Genomic DNA, 15,956 nt, shown 5'->3' on the forward strand with positions numbered 1-15,956 from the left:
GGCTATTTGGCCGCGCGGCGGTCGCGGCGATTTGATACTACCCTCAATAATTTAACGAATTGTTCTAAGAAATCAGGAAAGCGACTGGACGATTCGACGCCCAAGCTGCGCATCCCAATTCTCCACGTCTCCGCGATCTGCCGGCCGCCCGCACCTGCTCCGGTGAGCCATTTCCGCTCGCGCCGCCTTCTCGGCCGTTCGATTTGCTTCGGCCTGCAACCGGCAGCGCGGACCTGTGATGAAAAAGCACGAGCTGCTTGACGAGCGGGTCCAGGATTGATTTGACCGAGCGAGCTATCTCGTTGACGGTCGTGGGGCTTTGGATTTGGTACGGGCCTGGATATTGCGCCGGCAGGGCGCGAGGTCCGATCCACTCCTCTAGCCCCGCCGTCATCCGTCCTTGGCCTGCCCCGTCGAAATTCAACCTCGGAAGACAAATCCATCATGCGTATCACCCTCGTCGGCTCCCGCCATTTCGGTGTGGCCACACTGAACATGTTGCGGGACAAGGACGTCGAGATCGCGCGCGTGGTCGTGCATGATGGCGAGGACCGCTTGGCCGCCGCAGCCCGCGCCGCCGGCATCGAAGTCGTCGTCCAGGCCGATCCGCACCTCGTCACTCCGGAAGAAATCGCGCCGGGGACCGAGTTGATCGTCACGGCGCATAGCCATGCCCGCGTCGCGCAAGCGGCCGTGGCCGCTGCCAAGCTCGGCGGCATCGGCTACCATCCCTCGCTCCTCCCCCGTCACCGCGGCAAGGCCGCGGTCGAATGGACGATCAAGGAGGGCGACCCGGTCGCGGGCGGAACGATCTATCACCTCGCCGAGCGCATGGATGCAGGCGCCATTGCCGCCCAGGACTGGTGCTTCGTCAAGAAGGGCGAGACGGCCCGCGAATTGTGGGAGCGCGCGCTTGCCCCGCTCGGATTGAAGCTGCTCGGCCAAGTCATCGATTACGCCAAGGCGCATGGCTCCATCCCCGCCAAGCCGCAGGATGAGCAGTTCGCCACCAAGGCCCCGAGCCTCACGCCGTCTTGAAGGCAGCACGTCGAAGGCGATTGGCGCACGCGCAGTTTGCGCATGCGTCCGCCCGGAATCTGGCTTCCCACGCAAAGCCCAGCGCGGTATTCAAGTAGGGACGCGCCAATTGCGGCCCTGAGCTTGGCTCGGATGCCGCTGGCCCGATAAGACGATTAACCTTTATCATATTGATATTATTCGTGAAATTTTTACCGCCGCACTGCGGCAAACTTTCGTCACAATTTTTCCAAATAAGCTGAAGCCATCACTCACATTTGAGGAACTGATTCATGCGTCTTGATCGCATCGGAATGGCTTTGGTGGCGACCATCTTGGCCGGCAGTGCTGCGGCCCCTGCTTTTGCCCAATCCCCCTATGATGGACAATGGCAGGTTACAATTGTGACCAATAGCGGCAGCTGTGAGCCCTCCGCAAGCTCGACCCTGACCGTCGCTGACGGTAGAATTTCGGCGCCGGGTGCCAACGTCTCTGGTTCGATTGGGCGGGAAGGCCTGGTTAAGGTCTCGATCAACGGGGCATACGCAAATGGTCAGCTCAATGGCAATTCCGGTTCGGGTAAGTGGAATGGCGCTTCAGCGGGCATTCCGTGCAGCGGACGCTGGCAGGCGTCGCGGCTGTAACACGCGTTTTTCGAGTTTGAAGACGGTTCGGCGGCTCATGACAGCCGCCGTCTTTTTTGGTGCGAGCGGTCTCAGCGCTCCCAGTCACGCCGACCCCGGCCCCTTCACTGGAATGGCCGGCAATTGGCATGGCAGCGGCACGGTGGCGCTCGAGGACGGCTCGACGGAGCGGATCCGCTGCCGCGCCAGCTACGCCGTATCTGGTCCGCGTTTGAACTTGTCGCTGACCTGCGCGAGCGACGCCTATAAGTTCAATCTCTCCGCCAACGTCGTGGCACAGGGCTCTGCGATCTCCGGCAGCTGGAGCGAATCGAGCCGCGGCATCAATGGCATGCTCCAGGGCCGTGGCGGCGGCGGCAACTTCCAGCTAGCCGCCAGCGCTGCCGGCTTCAACGCCAATATCACGCTCGCAACGCGCGGCAACCGGCAGTCGGTCTCGATCCGCGCCGACAGCCAGTTCCGCGGCGCCAATATCTCGTTGTCGCGCTGAGCGAGCCTAGCCGCGGAGCGGCGTCCCCGCCTTTGGCGTGGCCAGCTGCGCCGCGGTCTGCTTGATCGTCTTCGCAATCAAGAGCGCCTGCTCCTTGGTCATGGCGAAGTCCTGCACGCCCTTGTGCGTGGTCAGCGACAACACCATTAGATGCGGCTCCTTCTCGGGCCAGCCGGTCGCGAACGCCGTGAGAAAATCGGCGGAGGTGGGACGGTCGGACATGTCGTGATTGTCTCTTCTGGATAGTCTTTTGGCCTGCTCGGAGCGCCCGCTTTAGGACGGAACACGTCCGCATTCCATGCTTTTGTTACGCCACTGCCAGTTCCATTGCCCGCCTGATTGCGGCACATCTGCCGATTTCGTTTGCAAGCTGTACCTGGGAGGCGATACAGCCCTGCCCTTGTTACAGGCAGTCACCTTCCCTTCCCGCCCATGCACCGACCTGCTTCCAAGATGATGGCCGCCTCATGGATGACGGGCTGGCTCAGCTTCATGCTGGTGATGGCCGTGGCCGGCCGTGAAGCGCTGCGCGAGCTCAATGTGTTCGAGCTGATGGAGCTGCGCTGCCTGCTCGGCCTTGTGATGCTGTCGCCGTTGGTCTGGCTGGGCGGCGGTCCCGCCACCTTGCGGACCAGGCGGTTGCCCCAGCACATCGCCCGCAATCTCGTGCATTACGTCGCTCAACTCGGCTGGTTCTTCGCGCTTACCTTGATCCCGATCGGTCAGGTCGTCGCGATCGAGTTCACCATGCCGATCTGGACTGCGTTGCTCGCGGCGAGCTTTCTTGGCGAGCGGCTCACGATCTACAAGCTTTCCGCCATCATGCTCGGCCTGATCGGGGTGCTCGTGATCGTTCGTCCCGATGCGGGTGCCATCAACCCCGGCCAATTGATCGCACTTGGTGCCGCGATGGGGTTCGGCATCTCGATCGTGTTGGTGAAGTCCCTCACCCGCACCGAGCCGACCGTGTCCATCATCTTCTGGATGCTCTCGATCCAGGCCGCGGCGGGCCTGGTGCCGACGCTGGCGCTCTGGACCTCGCCCTCGGCCACGATCTGGGGCTGGATCGTCGTGATCGCGATCTGCGGCACCTTCTCGCACCTCTGCATGGCGCGCGCGATGCTCTATGCGGATGCCACCATCGTGGTCCCCATGGACTTCCTGCGCGTACCGCTGACCGCGGCCGCCGGCTGGCTGCTCTATGCCGAACAGCTTGATGCCTTTACCTTGCTGGGGGCGGCGCTGATCCTCGGCGGCAACCTGCTCAACTTGCGGCCGGCACAGCCGGTCGCCGTGCGCGCGCGGAGCTGAGGTCGCGCGAACATCCCTCATTGCGGCTCCCGCGTGTGATCCGATCACATAGCCGCGTCCCCGGAAACGTGGATTTCCGCGCAACAGCTGTGCAAAAATCAAGTCTCGATCGATTTTTTTGGCATCGGCGACGAGACCTTTTCGCGTCCGCCGCGACTAATGTCGCAGTGATCACTTCGCTTCTCCTGGGGGATGTCCTGATGCGTTGTCTCACCATCGGTCTGTCGCTGCTTTGCATGGTGCTGACGGCGGAAGCCGCCAAGGCGGATCGCCGCGTCGCCTTCGTGGTCGGCAATGGCGCCTACACGAACGTCGCGCCGCTGCCGAACCCTCCGGTCGATGCGAAGGCCATGGCCGCAACCCTGCGCAATGTCGGTTTCGACGTGGTCGAGGGCACCAATCTCACCCGCGACAAGATGACCGAAAAGCTGCTCGACTTCGGCCGGAAGGCACAGGGCGCCGATATCGCGGTGTTTTATTATGCCGGGCACGGCATTGCGATCTCCGGCACCAACTACCTGCTGCCGGTCGATGCCGACCTGAAATCCGAGATGGACGTGAAGCTCGGCTCCGCCATCAACATCGACGTGACGCTCGATCAGACGATGGGCGATGCCAAGGTCAAGCTGGTCTTCCTCGACGCCTGCCGCGACAATCCGTTCGCTGCCAAGATCAAGTCGAACTCGCCGACCCGCAGCGTCGCGGTCCAGACGGGCCTTGCCGAAATGAAATCGGGTGAAGGCACCTTGATCGCATTCGCCACCGGCCCCGGCCAGACCGCGCTCGACGGCGAGGCCGGCGCCAACAGCCCGTTCACCCGCGCCCTGATCGCCCACATCGCCCAGCCAGGCGTCGAAATCCAGCAGGCGATGACGGAGGTGCGCGCCCAGGTCAACGAGGAGACCAGCAAGGGCCAATTGCCCTGGGGCCATACCAATCTGATCGGCGCGGTTTATCTCAATCCCGCTGCAACGCCGGCAACGAGCGCGGCTGCCATCCCGGGCAATGTTCCGGCCAATGCCGCCTCTTCGGCCAATGCCGAGGCCGAGCTCGAGTTCTGGCGCTCGGTGAAGGACTCCAACAGGCCGGAAGAGCTCAACGCCTACCTCTCGACCTATCCCAACGGCCAGTTCAAGACGCTGGCACTCGCTCGCATCGCCTCGATCGAAAGCGGCTCCGCGAACAATGCCACGCGGAACGTCGCCAAGGGGGTCGATCTCGCCGTGTTCACCGAGGAAGGCAGCCAGGTCAGCGAGGATCAGATCGGTCTCGACAAGAGCAAGCGGCGCGACGTGCAGCGCCGTCTGACCGGCCTTGGCTTCGACACCAAGATGACCGGCATCTTCGATGACGAGACCCGAGGGGTCGTCAAGCGCTGGCAGGCGGCACGCGGTTATCCTTCGACAGGCTATCTGACCAGGCTGCAACACAAGGCGCTGCTCGCCGAGCCGCAGCCCGCCCCGGCAACGGCTTCGATGAGCGACCCCGCAGCCAAGCCTCGCCGTGCCAGGCCCAGCGGCAATGTCGCAGCCGGCAGCGCCCCGCCGCCGAGCGCCGCGCCGGTGTACCGCAACCCGCCGCCGGACAATGCTGGCAACGCCGCCGGTGCGGCCTTCATCGGCGGCATGATGGGCGGCGTCCTCGGCGGCGCACTGCGCAGGTAGTCGCAACTGGTATGCAAGAGCGCGGACCTGCTGAGCGGCTAATCTTTGCCCTTACAGGCCTGCGGCCTTGCGCAGCGCGTCGTTGATGCGGTCCTGCCAGCCGGGGCCTCCGGCCTGGAAATGCTCGAGCACGTCCTGGTCGATCCGCAAGGTCACCTGCTCCTTGACGCCGGGGATCGCCGCCTTTTTCGGCGGTGCCTCGACGGGTTTGGTCGTGACCTTCTTGAACGCGGCCTCCGCTTCCGTGCGGGCGTCGGCGAGCGTGCGTGGACGTCGCGGTTGGTTCGCCATCATTCACATTCCTTCGAAAAGCGCAGTCGACAAATAGCGTTCGGAGAAGGACGGCACGATCGCAAGAATGGTCTTGCCCGCGCTCTCCGGCCGCTTGCCGATCGCAAGTGCCGCGGCGATCGCCGCGCCCGAGGAGATGCCGCCGGGGATGCCTTCGTTGCGGGCCAGTGCACGAGAGGTCTCGATCGCCGTCGTGCTGTTGATCTTGACGATCTCATCAATCACGGAGCGATCGAGAATGTCCGGGACGAAGCCGGCGCCGATGCCTTGGATCTTATGCGGCGAATGCATCCCGCCTGACAGCACCGGGCTCTCCTCCGGCTCGACGGCCACCACCTTCAACGACGGCTTGCGCGGCTTGAGCACCTGCCCGACGCCGGTGATCGTACCGCCGGTGCCGACGCCCGCGACGAAGACGTCGATATTGCCGCCGGTGTCGTTCCAGATCTCCTCGGCGGTGGTGCGGCGGTGGATCTCGGGATTGGCGAGGTTCTTGAACTGCTGCGGCATCGCCGAATTCGGAGTGGTTCTCAATAGCTCCTCGGCGGTCGCGATCGCGCCCTTCATGCCCTGCGCCGCCGGCGTCAGCACCAGCTCTGCACCGAGGAAGGCGAGCATCTTGCGCCGCTCGATCGACATCGATTCCGGCATCACGAGCTTGAGCCGGTAGCCGCGCGAGGCCGCGACGAAAGCCAGCGCAATTCCGGTATTTCCCGAGGTCGGTTCGATCAGCACGGTGTCCTTGTTGATGATGCCCGCCTTCTCCATCGCGATAATCATCGCCGCGCCGATGCGATCCTTCACGCTCGCGGCTGGATTGAAGTATTCCAGCTTGGCAAGGATCGTTGCATTGACGCCGTGCTGCTCCGGCAGCCTTCGCAGCCGCACAATCGGCGTGTTTCCGATCGCGTCGACAATCGATTCGAACACGCGTCCTCGGCCCGGACGCGGCGTGTTTTCGGCAGCAGGTGACGCATCCATTGAGACACTCCTTGCGCGCAGGCGCGACAGGTTAAGTTTTCGTAACGCATCATTGGACAGGGTGTTGCACTGCGCAAGCACGTTTCTGCGACATGAGAGCCGCTGCGGCGCACAACTTGTCGCGGCTAAATTACGCAAAAACAACGTATTTGTGTTGCGACAAGGTCAAACATCTGAGTGTATAGTAACCACGATGTCGGGCGCTGACGCGCTGATCGGTCGCAAGAACGCGATCCCACGCTCGACGTCTCCACCTTTGAGAGATCGCAACGCTTGAGATCCCCGCTCTAAGATCGCAACGGAGGTCACCATGTCAGCACTTGCTGAACTCATGTCGACCAGCACGCCGAGGCCAAATCCGCGCGGCAGCGATCTTCCGACATGTCCGGTCTGTGCAGATTCCATGATTGCGGCCGAAGCGTCTGCCTATCTTGCCGATAACGCGATCAGCTATCTCTGGACCTGCGACACCTGCGGTTACGGCTTTGTGACCAAGCACGTCGTCCACAAGCGGTTCGCCTGCGCTGCCCTGTCGTCCTGAGCCGGCTTCCATCAGCTGGGAGTGTCATCGCGCGGCGATATCACCGCGTGACCAGTTTGCGCGCGTCTCAGCATAGAACTGAGCGAAAGTGCCGGCGGCGATCGCACCGCGCATGCCGGCCATCAGTTGCTGATAGTAGGCGATGTTGATCTCCGACAGAAGCATCGCACCGAGCGTCTCGCCCGCCTTGACCAGATGATGCAGATATGCGCGCGAATAGCTGCGCGCCGCCGGCCACGGGCTCTCCTCATCGAGGGGACGCGGGTCGTCGGCGTGGCGCGCATTGCGCAGATTCACCGGCCCGAAACGGGTGAACGCGACGCCGTGCCGTCCGTTGCGGGTCGGCAGCACGCAGTCGAACATGTCGATGCCGCGCTTGACCGACTCCAGCAAGTCATCCGGCGTGCCGACGCCCATCAGATAGCGCGGCCGGTCGGCGGGCAGCACCGGCGCCGTGGCTTCGATCATCGCGAGCATCACCGCCTGCGGCTCACCGACCGCGAGGCCGCCGATCGCATAGCCGTGGAAACCGATCTCGACCAGGCCGCGTGCGCTCGTCTCCCGCAAGCTTGGGACGTCGCCGCCCTGCACGATACCGAACAGCATGTATCCGGCCGGCGCGGTCTCGAAGGCGCGGCGGCAGCGTGCGGCCCAGCGCAGCGACAGCTGCATCGCGCGTTCGATGTCGTCGCGCCCGGCCGGCAACCGCACGCACTCGTCGAGCTGCATCGCGATGTCGGAGCCGAGCAGGCGCTGCACCTCGATGGCGCGCTCCGGCGACAGCTCGATCTTGGTGCCGTCGATATGGGAGCGAAACGTAACGGCGTTTTCCGTCAGCTTGCGGAGCTCGGATAGCGACATCACCTGGAAGCCGCCGGAATCGGTCAGCATCGGCCCGCCCCAGCCGGTGAAACGCTGCAGGCCTCCGAGCGCCGCGATCCGCTCCGCGCCCGGACGCAGCATCAGGTGGTAGGTGTTGCCCAGCACGATGTCGGCGCCCGCGTCGCGGACCTCGCGCCAATGAATCCCCTTCATGGCACCCGCCGTGCCGACCGGCATGAAGGCAGGCGTGCGCACCACGCCATGCGGCGTGGTGAGGCGGCCGGTACGCGCAGCGCCGTCAGTCGCAAGCAGCTCGAAATGATTGGGAAGGCTGGTGTCTTCTGGGAGGCTCATGACGGGTTTATTGCGTCAGCGCGGAGCCGGTTTCAACCTGGTCGAGCCCAATTCCGGTCACAAAGTCCGTTGACGGCGGTTCCCGCCGCCACTATGGTCCTGCGCCATGTTCACCGCGACCAAACGCACGACGAAAACCACCAAGCCCAGCTGGGCCTCGGGAGGCGTGCGCGCGTAGACGAACCTAACCGCGACATCTTCGAACCGAAGCCCCGCCTGATGAAGGTCCGGGGCTTTTTTATTGCCTAAATTCCAACTGGAGACAGAGACGTGAAGAACGACCCCGTTGTTGCCATTGTCGGCGTGACCGGCGCTGTCGGCGCCGAATTCATCGCCACCATGGACCGCCGCAACTTCCGCGTCGGCAAGCTGAAGGCGCTGGCGAGCGCCCGCTCGGCCGGACAGACCCTGAATTTCCGCGGCCAGACGGTCACCATCGAGGAGCTCAACGAGCGCTCGTTCGAGGGCGTCGATATCGCGCTGTTCTCGGCCGGCGGCGGCATCTCCAGGAAGTTCGCACCGATCGCGGTGCGCTCAGGCGCCGTGGTGGTCGACAATTCCTCAGCCTTCCGCATGGACCCGAACGTGCCGCTGGTGATCCCGGAGATCAACGCGGGCCGCATTCGGGACCACAAGGGGATCATCGCCAATCCGAATTGCGCCGCCATCACCGCGCTGGTGCCGCTGTGGCCGATCCATCAGAAGAACCGGATCAAGCGCGTCATCATCTCGACCTACCAGGCCGCCAGCGGCGCCGGTGCGGCCGCCATGGACGAGCTCGTGCAGTCGACCCGCGCCAATCTCAACGGGCAGGTCTATGCCCCGAAGGTGATGCCGCATCCCTACGCATTCAACCTGTTCAGCCACAACACGGCGATCGATGCGGAGACCGGCTACAACGACGAAGAGACCAAGGTCATCAACGAGACCCGGAAGATCTTCGAGGATGAGGCCATCGCGATCGGCGTCACCTGCGTACGCGTGCCGGTGCTGCGCGCCCATTGCGAAGCCATCACCATCGAATGCGAGAAGCCGATCTCGGAAGACGACGTCCGGCGCATTCTTGCCACCGCACCCGGCGTGCGCATCGTCGACGATCGCGCCAAGAACTACTTCCCGATGCCTGTCGACGCCTCCGGCCAGGATGACGTGCTGGTCGGCCGGATCAGGAAGGACCTCTCCGATCCGACCGGGCATTCGATCGCGATGTTCGTCTCGGCGGATCAGCTCTTGAAGGGCGCGGCGCTGAACGCGGTGCAGATCGCGGAGCTGCTGCCGGAACGCGTGATGGCGTAACGACACCCGCGCGTCATTGCGAGAAGCCGAAAGCGACGAAGCAATCCAGTTCTTATCCCGCGGCACGACTGGATTGCTTCGCTTCGCTCGCAATGACGAGCCAACGTCTGGGGCGATACCTACGGACTCCGCACATCTTCTTCACCGCGGCGGAACAGCAGGCACGCATCGCCGTAGGAATAGAAGCGGTAGCCGCTCGCAATCGCATGTGCGTAGGCCGCTTTCATCTCGTCGAGCCCCGAAAAGGCCGAGACCAGCATGAACAGCGTCGAGCGCGGCAGGTGGAAATTGGTGAGCAGGATGTCGACGGCGCGGAAGCGGTAGCCCGGCGTGATGAAGATCGAGGTTTCGCCTTCGAAGGCTGCGATCGTGCCATCGCCTCTGGCCGCGCTTTCCAACAGCCGCAGCGAGGTCGTGCCGACGGCCACGATGCGGCCGCCTTGCGCGCGCGCCTCGTTCAGTGCTGCAGCGGTCGCTTCCGACACGCTGCCCCACTCCGCATGCATTTTATGGCCTTCGGTGTCCTCGACCTTCACGGGCAGGAAGGTGCCGGCCCCGACATGCAGCGTGACCCGCTGCAGCCCGACTCCGCGGGCGCGCAAACGCTCTTCCAGCGCCGGCGTGAAATGCAGGCCAGCTGTCGGCGCGGCGACGGCCCCCTCCTTCGCCGCGAACATGGTCTGATAGTCGTCGGCGTCACGTTCATCGGCGGCGCGCTTGCCGGCGATGTAGGGCGGCAGCGGCGGCCGGCCGAGGTCCGCGATCGCCTGGTCCAGCGTCGGGCCATGGAAGGAGAACGACAGCGTTACCTCGCCTTCGGCGCCTTTGGCCTCGACGGACGCGTCCAGGTGCCCCAGCAGGCACACCCTGCCCTCATTGCCGAACCGAATCGTATCGCCCGGTGCGAGCTTTTTGGCCGGCCGCACCAGTGCCTGCCAGCGCGAGCCATCGAGCCGTTTGATCAGCGTGGCCTCGATCTTCGGCTCGGTCTCGCGCCCGATCCGGCGGCCTGACAGTTGCGCTGCGATCACCTTGGTGTCGTTGACGACCAGCTGGTCACCGGGCTCGAGCCAGTCCGGCAGATCGCTAATGAGCCGATCGCGCAGCACGCCATCACCCTGCACCACCAGCATGCGCGCAGAGTCCCGCGGGCTCGCCGGCCGCAGGGCGATGTTTTCGGGCGGAAGATGGAAGTCGAACAGTTCGGTGCGCATCGTTGGCTCGGCACCAAGCCGACCCTCATCCAGAGGAGCCCGCCGCCGGCGGGCGTCTCGAAGGATGAGGCCGGGATGTCTGGGGCCTCATGGTTCGAGACGCGTGCGGCGCACGTTCCTCACCATGAGGATCGATCCATTACTGCGCGTCTGCGGCCATGTACGCCTTGACGATCTTGTCCGGGTTCTGCACCGGCTCGCCGCGCTTGATCTTGTCGACGTTCTCCATGCCCTCGGTGACCTTGCCCCAGACCGTGTACTGCTTGTCCAGGAAGCGGGCGTCGTCGAAGCAGATGAAGAATTGGCTGTCGCCGGAATCGGGGCTGGCCGCGCGGGCCATCGAGGCCGTGCCGCGCACGTGGGGCTCCGCATTGAATTCGGCCTTCAGCTTCTTGCCGGAGCCGCCGGTGCCGGTGCCTTGCGGGCAGCCGGTCTGAGCCATGAAGCCGTCGATGACGCGATGGAACACGATCCCGTCATAGAAACCTTCCCGCACCAGCTCCTTGATCCGCGCCACGTGGTTGGGTGCCAGATCCGGGCGCATCTCGATGGTCACGGGGCCCTGGGTGGTCTCAAGGATCAAGGTGTTTTCGGTGACAGCCATGCTTGTCTCTCAATGGTTTGAGTTCGACGGGATACGGGAACTCGTTCGAAGGGGGAACTTAAATGCCCGCGGGCGTGCAATCGCACTGGCCCATATCTCGATAAATGGCATTGTCGGTCGGCGTACCAAGAGCCGGGCCGCTTGGCAAAGATTTCGTTAAGCGCGCTGCAACCGGTGTGGTCCCGCACCGGCGCAGGCCGGACTGCGGCACCGCTCAACCCGCGGGCGCCGCGCGCCAAGTCACTCGAAGTCATTTCATGTCCGCTGCGACCTGGACCTTCACCATCTTATCGGGATCGGTGACGCTGCCCGAAGACGAGCCGGACGGCGCCTTCTTCAACTTGTCGACCACGTCCATGCCCTGCACGACCTCGCCGACGACGGTGTATTGGCCATTGAGGAACGACGCATCGCCGAAGCAGATGAAGAACTGCGAATTGGCGGAATCGACGCTGTCGCCGCGCCGGGCCATGCCGACCGTGCCACGCTTGAACGGCACGTTCGAGAATTCCTGCTTCAGGTTCGGGTATTTCGAGCCGCCGGTGCCGTTGAAGTTCTGACCGTCACCGGTCTGCGCCATGAAGCCGTCCATGACGCGGTGGAACGGCACGTTGTTGTAGAACCCTTCGCGCGCCAGCGTCTTCAATCGTTCGGCGTGCTGCGGGGCGAGGTCGGTGCGCAGCTTGATGACGATGCGGCCCTTGGTGGTGTCGATGACGAGCGCGTTCTGCTTGTCGAGCCCTGCGGGCAGCGACTGCGCCAAGGCCGGAACGGCAAAGACGAGGGCGAAGATAACGGCGATAGCTCGGATCATGAAAACTCCGGAGGGTGGAGGACGGAAGTCGGTGATTGCGCGCGACGTGCCGTATCAGCGAAATTTGGCGGCGAGGCTGCTCGCGACGGATGGCGGCACGAAAGACGATACATCGCCGCCCATGGCAGCGATTTGACGAACCAGTGTGGCGGTGATCGGACGGACGGCGACGGAGGCCGGAACGAACACGGTCTGGATTCCCGGCGCCATGACTTGGTTCATGCCTGCGAGTTGCATCTCGTAATCCAGATCGGTGCCGTCGCGCAGGCCGCGGATCATCAGGATCGCTCCGGCTTTTTGCGCCGCCGTCACCGTAAGATTGTCATAGGTGGTGGCATCGAAGCCGCAGGATGCCTGTGCCGCAACGGGGCCGAACGCCTCCCGCACCATGGCAAGCCGCTCCTCGGTGGAGAACAGCGGCTTCTTGCTGGAGTGGACTCCGACCGCGACGACGAGTTGGTCGCAGAGGTGGACGGCCTGCCGGACCACGTCCAGATGGCCGTTGGTGACGGGATCGAAAGATCCGGGATAAAGGGCAATGCGCGGCATAGGCCCCTCCTATACCCGCTGCAAACGACCGGCAAGCCGCCCTTTGTTTCGCCCGCCGCGGCGCCAAGAAACAAATCCTAACGGGATGAAACCATTTTCAGGCTTTTGCGAAGGAGACTAGAAACCCGCGCTTTGTATTCAACCTCCACAACAAGGGCCAGAACGGCCCTCGACAGGGGATCGTCGTGATCAAAGCGCTTTCTGCCATCGCGGTGGCCGCGTTCGTGGCTGCTGCCCTGACCATTCTGCCCGGTTTCGCCCCGAAGGTCGAAGCCAGCGTGCCGCAGCCGCTCGCCAAAAGCGACCGCCTCGACATCCGCCCGATCGGTCGCGGCTGCTCGGAGCAAGCCTGGCCGAATTTCGAGGCGGCGTGCCTACGCACCGCGGGAACGAAGGCAGTGGTTAACGACGCACGGGTCGTGGCGGTCGACAAGCCGCAGTGAAACAAGCTGCAGCGAACATCTGCGAATAGCGAATGGGGAGTAGCGAATAGGCTCGATCCTGCTCGCCCTCCCTGTTCACCATTCGGCTACTCGCTATTCGCCTGATCCCCGTTTCCCTGGTCGCTGTGGCCGTTTCCGCCGGCGCCGTTCTCCGACTCCTCGCCGATGTGCTCGACCGAGACCACCTTCTCGTCGTCGGCGGTGTTGAACACGATCACGCCCTGCGTCGAGCGGCCGGCAATCCGGATGTCCTCGACCGGGCAGCGGATCAACTGGCCCTTGTCGGTCACCAGCATGATCTGGTCGGCGTCCTCGACCGGGAACGAGGCAACGAGCTTGCCATTGCGTTCATTGACGGACATCGCGACGATGCCCTTTCCGCCGCGACCGGTGGTGCGGTACTCGAACGACGAGGTCCGCTTGCCATAACCGTTCTCGCTGATTGTCAGCACGAACTGCTCCGCCGCCGACATCTCGACATAGCGCTGCTCGCCGAGTTCGACGGTCGAGCCGGCTGCTGCCTCCTCGGTATCGATCCCCGTCTCCTCATCGGCCCCGCCGCGGCGCACGGCATTGGCGCGGCGCAGGTAAGCGGCACGCTCCTCGGAGTCGACCTCCATGTGGCGCAGGATGGACAGCGAGATGACCTTGTCGGCCGATGGCAGCGCAATGCCGCGCACGCCCATCGAGGTGCGCCCGGTGAAGACGCGGACGTCATTGACCGGGAAGCGGATGCACTGACCGCCGGCGGCGGTCAGCAGCACGTCGTCGCGCTCGGTGCAGATCTGGACATCGACGATCTCTTCGCCCTCGTCGAGTTTCATCGCGATCATGCCGGAACGGCGGACCTCGACGAAATCCGACAGCTTGTTGCGGCGGACATTGCCGCCCGTCGTGGCGAACATCACGTCGAGATTGGCCCAGGAGGATTCGTCCTCCGGCAGCGGCATGATGGTGGTGATGCGTTCGCCCTGCTCCAGCGGCAGGATGTTGATCAGCGCCTTGCCGCGCCCGTTGGGGGCGGCGACCGGCAGCCGCCAGACCTTCTCCTTGTAGACCTGGCCGCGCGAGGAGAAGAACAGGACCGGCGTATGGGTCGAGGCCACGAACAGTCGGCTGACGAAATCCTCCTCGCGGGTCTGCATGCCCGCGCGGCCTTTACCGCCGCGGCGCTGGGCGCGATAGGCCGACAGCGGCACGCGCTTGGCGTAGCCGGCGTGCGATACCGTCACCACCATGTCCTCGCGCTGGATCAGGTCCTCGTCTTCGACCTCACCTTCCTGCTCGATGATGACGGTCCTGCGCGGCGTGCCGAACTCGGTCTTAACGGCCGCGAGTTCGGTCTTGATGATGCCCTGGACACGGGCGCGCGAGCGCAGGATATCGAGATAGTCGTTGATCTCGATCTTCAGCTTGTCGAGTTCGTCCGAAATCTCCTCGCGGCCGAGCGCCGTCAGCCGCTGCAGGCGCAGGTCGAGGATCGCCTTGGCCTGCTCCAGCGACAGCCGGATCGTGCCGTCGTCGGCAAGCCGATGGCGCGGATCGTCGATCAAGGTGATGATGGACTCGACGTCGCGCGCCGGCCAGTCGCGCGACATCAGCGCGTCGCGCGCCGTGGCGGGATCGGGCGACGTCCTGATGACCCGGATGACCTCGTCGATATTGGCCACCGCAACCGCAAGACCGACCAGGATATGGGCGCGGTCGCGGGCCTTGCCGAGCAGATATTTGGTCCGCCGCGTCACCACCTGTTCGCGGAAGGCGATGAACAGCGTCAGGAAATCCTTCAGGTTCATCGTCTGCGGTCGGCCGCCATCGAGCGCGAGCATGTTGGCGGCGAAACTCGTCTGCAGCGGCGTGAACTTGTAGAGCTGGTTCAGCACCACGTCGGGTACCGCATCGCGCTTCAACTCGACCACCACGCGGTAGCCCTCGCGATCGGACTCGTCGCGCAGATCGGCGACGCCTTCGATCTTCTTCTCGCGCACCAAATCGGCGATGCGCTCCACCATCGTGGCCTTGTTGATCTGATAGGGGATCTCCGAGATGATGATCGCCTCGCGATCCTTGCGGATCGTGTCGATCGTCACCTTGCCCCGCATCACGATCGAGCCGCGGCCGAGATGGTAAGCGGAGCGGATGCCGGCGCGTCCGAGAATGATGCCGCCGGTCGGGAAGTCCGGGCCCGGGATGATGTTGATCAGTTCGTCGATCGTGAGCGCGGGATTGTCGATCAGCGCCACGCAGGCGTCGATCACCTCGCCGAGATTGTGCGGCGGGATGTTGGTCGCCATGCCGACCGCGATGCCGCCGGCGCCGTTGACCAGCAGGTTCGGAAACTTGGCCGGAAGGACCGACGGCTCCTTGTCAGAGTTGTCGTAGTTCGGAACGAAGTCGACCGTGTTCTTGTCGATGTCGTCGAGCAGCGGGATCGCCGACTTCGCCAGCCGCGCTTCCGTGTATCGATAGGCTGCCGGCGGATCACCGTCGACCGAGCCGAAATTGCCCTGGCCGTCGATCAGCGGCACGCGCATGGAGAAGTCCTGCGCCATGCGGACCATGGCGTCGTAAATCGACTGGTCGCCATGCGGGTGATATTTACCGATGACGTCGCCGACCACGCGGGCGGACTTCACGTATTTCTTGTCCGGCGTGTGCCCCTGCTCGTACATCGAGTACAGGATGCGGCGGTGCACCGGCTTCAACCCGTCACGCGCGTCAGGCAGCGCACGCGCCACGATCACGCTCATCGCGTAATCGAGGTAGGAGCGTTTCATCTCGTCGAGGATGGAGACGGGGCGAATGTCGGAAGGTCCGCCCGGCTCGCCGGGCTTCTCATCTTCAGTGTCGGACAATTGGGGATCCGGTCAGTTTTGCACGCGGAAATCGATGCGAATCATATAGCGCATCGCAGCCCCGCA

Annotated in this window: 17 protein-coding genes; 8 read left to right on the forward strand and 9 right to left on the reverse strand. The window is 64.0% G+C overall.

Going from position 1 to position 15,956, the window contains the following annotated elements; genetic code table 11:
• The first annotated feature begins 444 nt into the window (after positions 1-444).
• From QX071_RS18560 to QX071_RS18570, 3 genes are all read left to right on the forward strand, one after another.
• Positions 445-1,038: a formyltransferase family protein gene (locus tag QX071_RS18560; protein WP_315704073.1), complete on the forward strand. Its 594-nt coding sequence runs from the start codon at positions 445-447 to the stop codon at positions 1,036-1,038.
• A gap of 272 nt (positions 1,039-1,310) precedes the next feature.
• Positions 1,311-1,661, forward strand: coding sequence for a hypothetical protein (locus tag QX071_RS18565; RefSeq protein WP_315704074.1), 351 nt, complete (start codon positions 1,311-1,313; stop codon positions 1,659-1,661).
• A 37-nt stretch (positions 1,662-1,698) separates the two neighbouring features.
• A complete protein-coding gene (locus QX071_RS18570) occupies positions 1,699-2,151 on the forward strand; it encodes a hypothetical protein (RefSeq protein ID WP_409977496.1) in 453 nt (150 codons plus the stop codon).
• A gap of 6 nt (positions 2,152-2,157) precedes the next feature.
• On the opposite strand, the gene QX071_RS18575 is transcribed toward QX071_RS18570, so the two are convergent.
• Positions 2,158-2,373, reverse strand: a complete 216-nt coding sequence (locus QX071_RS18575; RefSeq protein WP_315704076.1) for a hypothetical protein — start codon at positions 2,371-2,373, stop codon at positions 2,158-2,160.
• 210 nt (positions 2,374-2,583) lie between these two features.
• On the opposite strand from QX071_RS18575, the gene QX071_RS18580 reads away from it, so the two are divergent.
• Both QX071_RS18580 and QX071_RS18585 read left to right on the forward strand, forming a co-directional pair.
• A complete protein-coding gene (locus QX071_RS18580; protein WP_315704077.1) occupies positions 2,584-3,462 on the forward strand; it encodes a DMT family transporter in 879 nt (292 codons plus the stop codon).
• A gap of 200 nt (positions 3,463-3,662) precedes the next feature.
• On the forward strand, positions 3,663-5,126 hold the full coding sequence (locus tag QX071_RS18585; protein ID WP_315704078.1) for a caspase family protein: 1,464 nt from the start codon (positions 3,663-3,665) through the stop codon (positions 5,124-5,126).
• A 51-nt stretch (positions 5,127-5,177) separates the two neighbouring features.
• Here QX071_RS18585 and QX071_RS18590 read toward each other — a convergent pair whose 3' ends face one another.
• On the reverse strand, positions 5,178-5,417 hold the full coding sequence (locus tag QX071_RS18590; protein WP_315704079.1) for a BrnA antitoxin family protein: 240 nt from the start codon (positions 5,415-5,417) through the stop codon (positions 5,178-5,180).
• 3 nt (positions 5,418-5,420) lie between these two features.
• Positions 5,421-6,398 (reverse strand): cysteine synthase A, encoded by a 978-nt coding sequence (cysK, locus tag QX071_RS18595; protein WP_315704080.1) that lies wholly within the window; start codon positions 6,396-6,398, stop codon positions 5,421-5,423.
• Positions 6,399-6,708: 310 nt separating this feature from the next.
• Between cysK and QX071_RS18600 the strand changes: the two genes are divergently transcribed.
• Positions 6,709-6,939, forward strand: coding sequence for a hypothetical protein (locus tag QX071_RS18600; protein WP_315704081.1), 231 nt, complete (start codon positions 6,709-6,711; stop codon positions 6,937-6,939).
• A 24-nt stretch (positions 6,940-6,963) separates the two neighbouring features.
• Here QX071_RS18600 and tgt read toward each other — a convergent pair whose 3' ends face one another.
• Entirely contained in the window at positions 6,964-8,115 is a 1,152-nt protein-coding gene (gene tgt, locus QX071_RS18605) for a tRNA guanosine(34) transglycosylase Tgt (RefSeq protein WP_315704082.1), read from the reverse strand.
• 270 nt (positions 8,116-8,385) lie between these two features.
• On the opposite strand from tgt, the gene QX071_RS18610 reads away from it, so the two are divergent.
• The gene (locus QX071_RS18610) at positions 8,386-9,411 is read left to right on the forward strand and encodes an aspartate-semialdehyde dehydrogenase (RefSeq protein ID WP_315704083.1); all 1,026 of its coding nucleotides are present in this window, start codon (positions 8,386-8,388) and stop codon (positions 9,409-9,411) included.
• Positions 9,412-9,530: 119 nt separating this feature from the next.
• Here the strand turns inward: QX071_RS18610 and queA are convergent, their stop codons facing one another.
• From queA to coaD, 4 genes are all read right to left on the reverse strand, one after another.
• A complete protein-coding gene (gene queA / locus QX071_RS18615) occupies positions 9,531-10,625 on the reverse strand; it encodes a tRNA preQ1(34) S-adenosylmethionine ribosyltransferase-isomerase QueA (RefSeq protein ID WP_315704084.1) in 1,095 nt (364 codons plus the stop codon).
• A gap of 139 nt (positions 10,626-10,764) precedes the next feature.
• Positions 10,765-11,229: a peptidylprolyl isomerase gene (locus tag QX071_RS18620; protein WP_315704085.1), complete on the reverse strand. Its 465-nt coding sequence runs from the start codon at positions 11,227-11,229 to the stop codon at positions 10,765-10,767.
• Between the two features lie 250 nt (positions 11,230-11,479).
• Positions 11,480-12,043, reverse strand: coding sequence for a peptidylprolyl isomerase (locus tag QX071_RS18625; protein ID WP_315704086.1), 564 nt, complete (start codon positions 12,041-12,043; stop codon positions 11,480-11,482).
• A 54-nt stretch (positions 12,044-12,097) separates the two neighbouring features.
• Positions 12,098-12,592, reverse strand: a complete 495-nt coding sequence (coaD, locus tag QX071_RS18630) for a pantetheine-phosphate adenylyltransferase (RefSeq protein WP_315704087.1) — start codon at positions 12,590-12,592, stop codon at positions 12,098-12,100.
• Positions 12,593-12,777: 185 nt separating this feature from the next.
• On the opposite strand from coaD, the gene QX071_RS18635 reads away from it, so the two are divergent.
• Positions 12,778-13,035 carry a hypothetical protein gene (locus tag QX071_RS18635; protein WP_315704088.1) on the forward strand — a complete coding sequence of 86 codons (258 nt, stop codon included), beginning with the start codon at positions 12,778-12,780 and terminating at the stop codon, positions 13,033-13,035.
• A gap of 86 nt (positions 13,036-13,121) precedes the next feature.
• Here the strand turns inward: QX071_RS18635 and gyrA are convergent, their stop codons facing one another.
• Positions 13,122-15,890 (reverse strand): DNA gyrase subunit A, encoded by a 2,769-nt coding sequence (gyrA, locus tag QX071_RS18640; RefSeq protein ID WP_315704089.1) that lies wholly within the window; start codon positions 15,888-15,890, stop codon positions 13,122-13,124.
• Positions 15,891-15,956 lie beyond the last annotated feature (66 nt).

Source organism: Bradyrhizobium sp. SZCCHNS1022, from assembly GCF_032484835.1.
In the GTDB taxonomy this organism is placed as follows: domain Bacteria; phylum Pseudomonadota; class Alphaproteobacteria; order Rhizobiales; family Xanthobacteraceae; genus Bradyrhizobium.

What these genes read in the sequence shown, in the direction of transcription:
- QX071_RS18560 (WP_315704073.1), top strand. Translation starts at nt 445, where the DNA reads ATGCGTATCACCCTCGTCGGCTCCCGCCATTTCGGTGTGGCCACACTG.
- QX071_RS18565 (WP_315704074.1), top strand. Translation starts at nt 1,311, where the DNA reads ATGCGTCTTGATCGCATCGGAATGGCTTTGGTGGCGACCATCTTGGCC.
- QX071_RS18570 (WP_409977496.1), top strand. Translation starts at nt 1,699, where the DNA reads ATGACAGCCGCCGTCTTTTTTGGTGCGAGCGGTCTCAGCGCTCCCAGT.
- QX071_RS18575 (WP_315704076.1), bottom strand. Translation starts at nt 2,373, where the DNA reads ATGTCCGACCGTCCCACCTCCGCCGATTTTCTCACGGCGTTCGCGACC.
- QX071_RS18580 (WP_315704077.1), top strand. Translation starts at nt 2,584, where the DNA reads ATGCACCGACCTGCTTCCAAGATGATGGCCGCCTCATGGATGACGGGC.
- QX071_RS18585 (WP_315704078.1), top strand. Translation starts at nt 3,663, where the DNA reads ATGCGTTGTCTCACCATCGGTCTGTCGCTGCTTTGCATGGTGCTGACG.
- QX071_RS18590 (WP_315704079.1), bottom strand. Translation starts at nt 5,417, where the DNA reads ATGGCGAACCAACCGCGACGTCCACGCACGCTCGCCGACGCCCGCACG.
- cysK (WP_315704080.1), bottom strand. Translation starts at nt 6,398, where the DNA reads ATGGATGCGTCACCTGCTGCCGAAAACACGCCGCGTCCGGGCCGAGGA.
- QX071_RS18600 (WP_315704081.1), top strand. Translation starts at nt 6,709, where the DNA reads ATGTCAGCACTTGCTGAACTCATGTCGACCAGCACGCCGAGGCCAAAT.
- tgt (WP_315704082.1), bottom strand. Translation starts at nt 8,115, where the DNA reads ATGAGCCTCCCAGAAGACACCAGCCTTCCCAATCATTTCGAGCTGCTT.
- queA (WP_315704084.1), bottom strand. Translation starts at nt 10,625, where the DNA reads ATGCGCACCGAACTGTTCGACTTCCATCTTCCGCCCGAAAACATCGCC.
- QX071_RS18620 (WP_315704085.1), bottom strand. Translation starts at nt 11,229, where the DNA reads ATGGCTGTCACCGAAAACACCTTGATCCTTGAGACCACCCAGGGCCCC.
- QX071_RS18625 (WP_315704086.1), bottom strand. Translation starts at nt 12,043, where the DNA reads ATGATCCGAGCTATCGCCGTTATCTTCGCCCTCGTCTTTGCCGTTCCG.
- coaD (WP_315704087.1), bottom strand. Translation starts at nt 12,592, where the DNA reads ATGCCGCGCATTGCCCTTTATCCCGGATCTTTCGATCCCGTCACCAAC.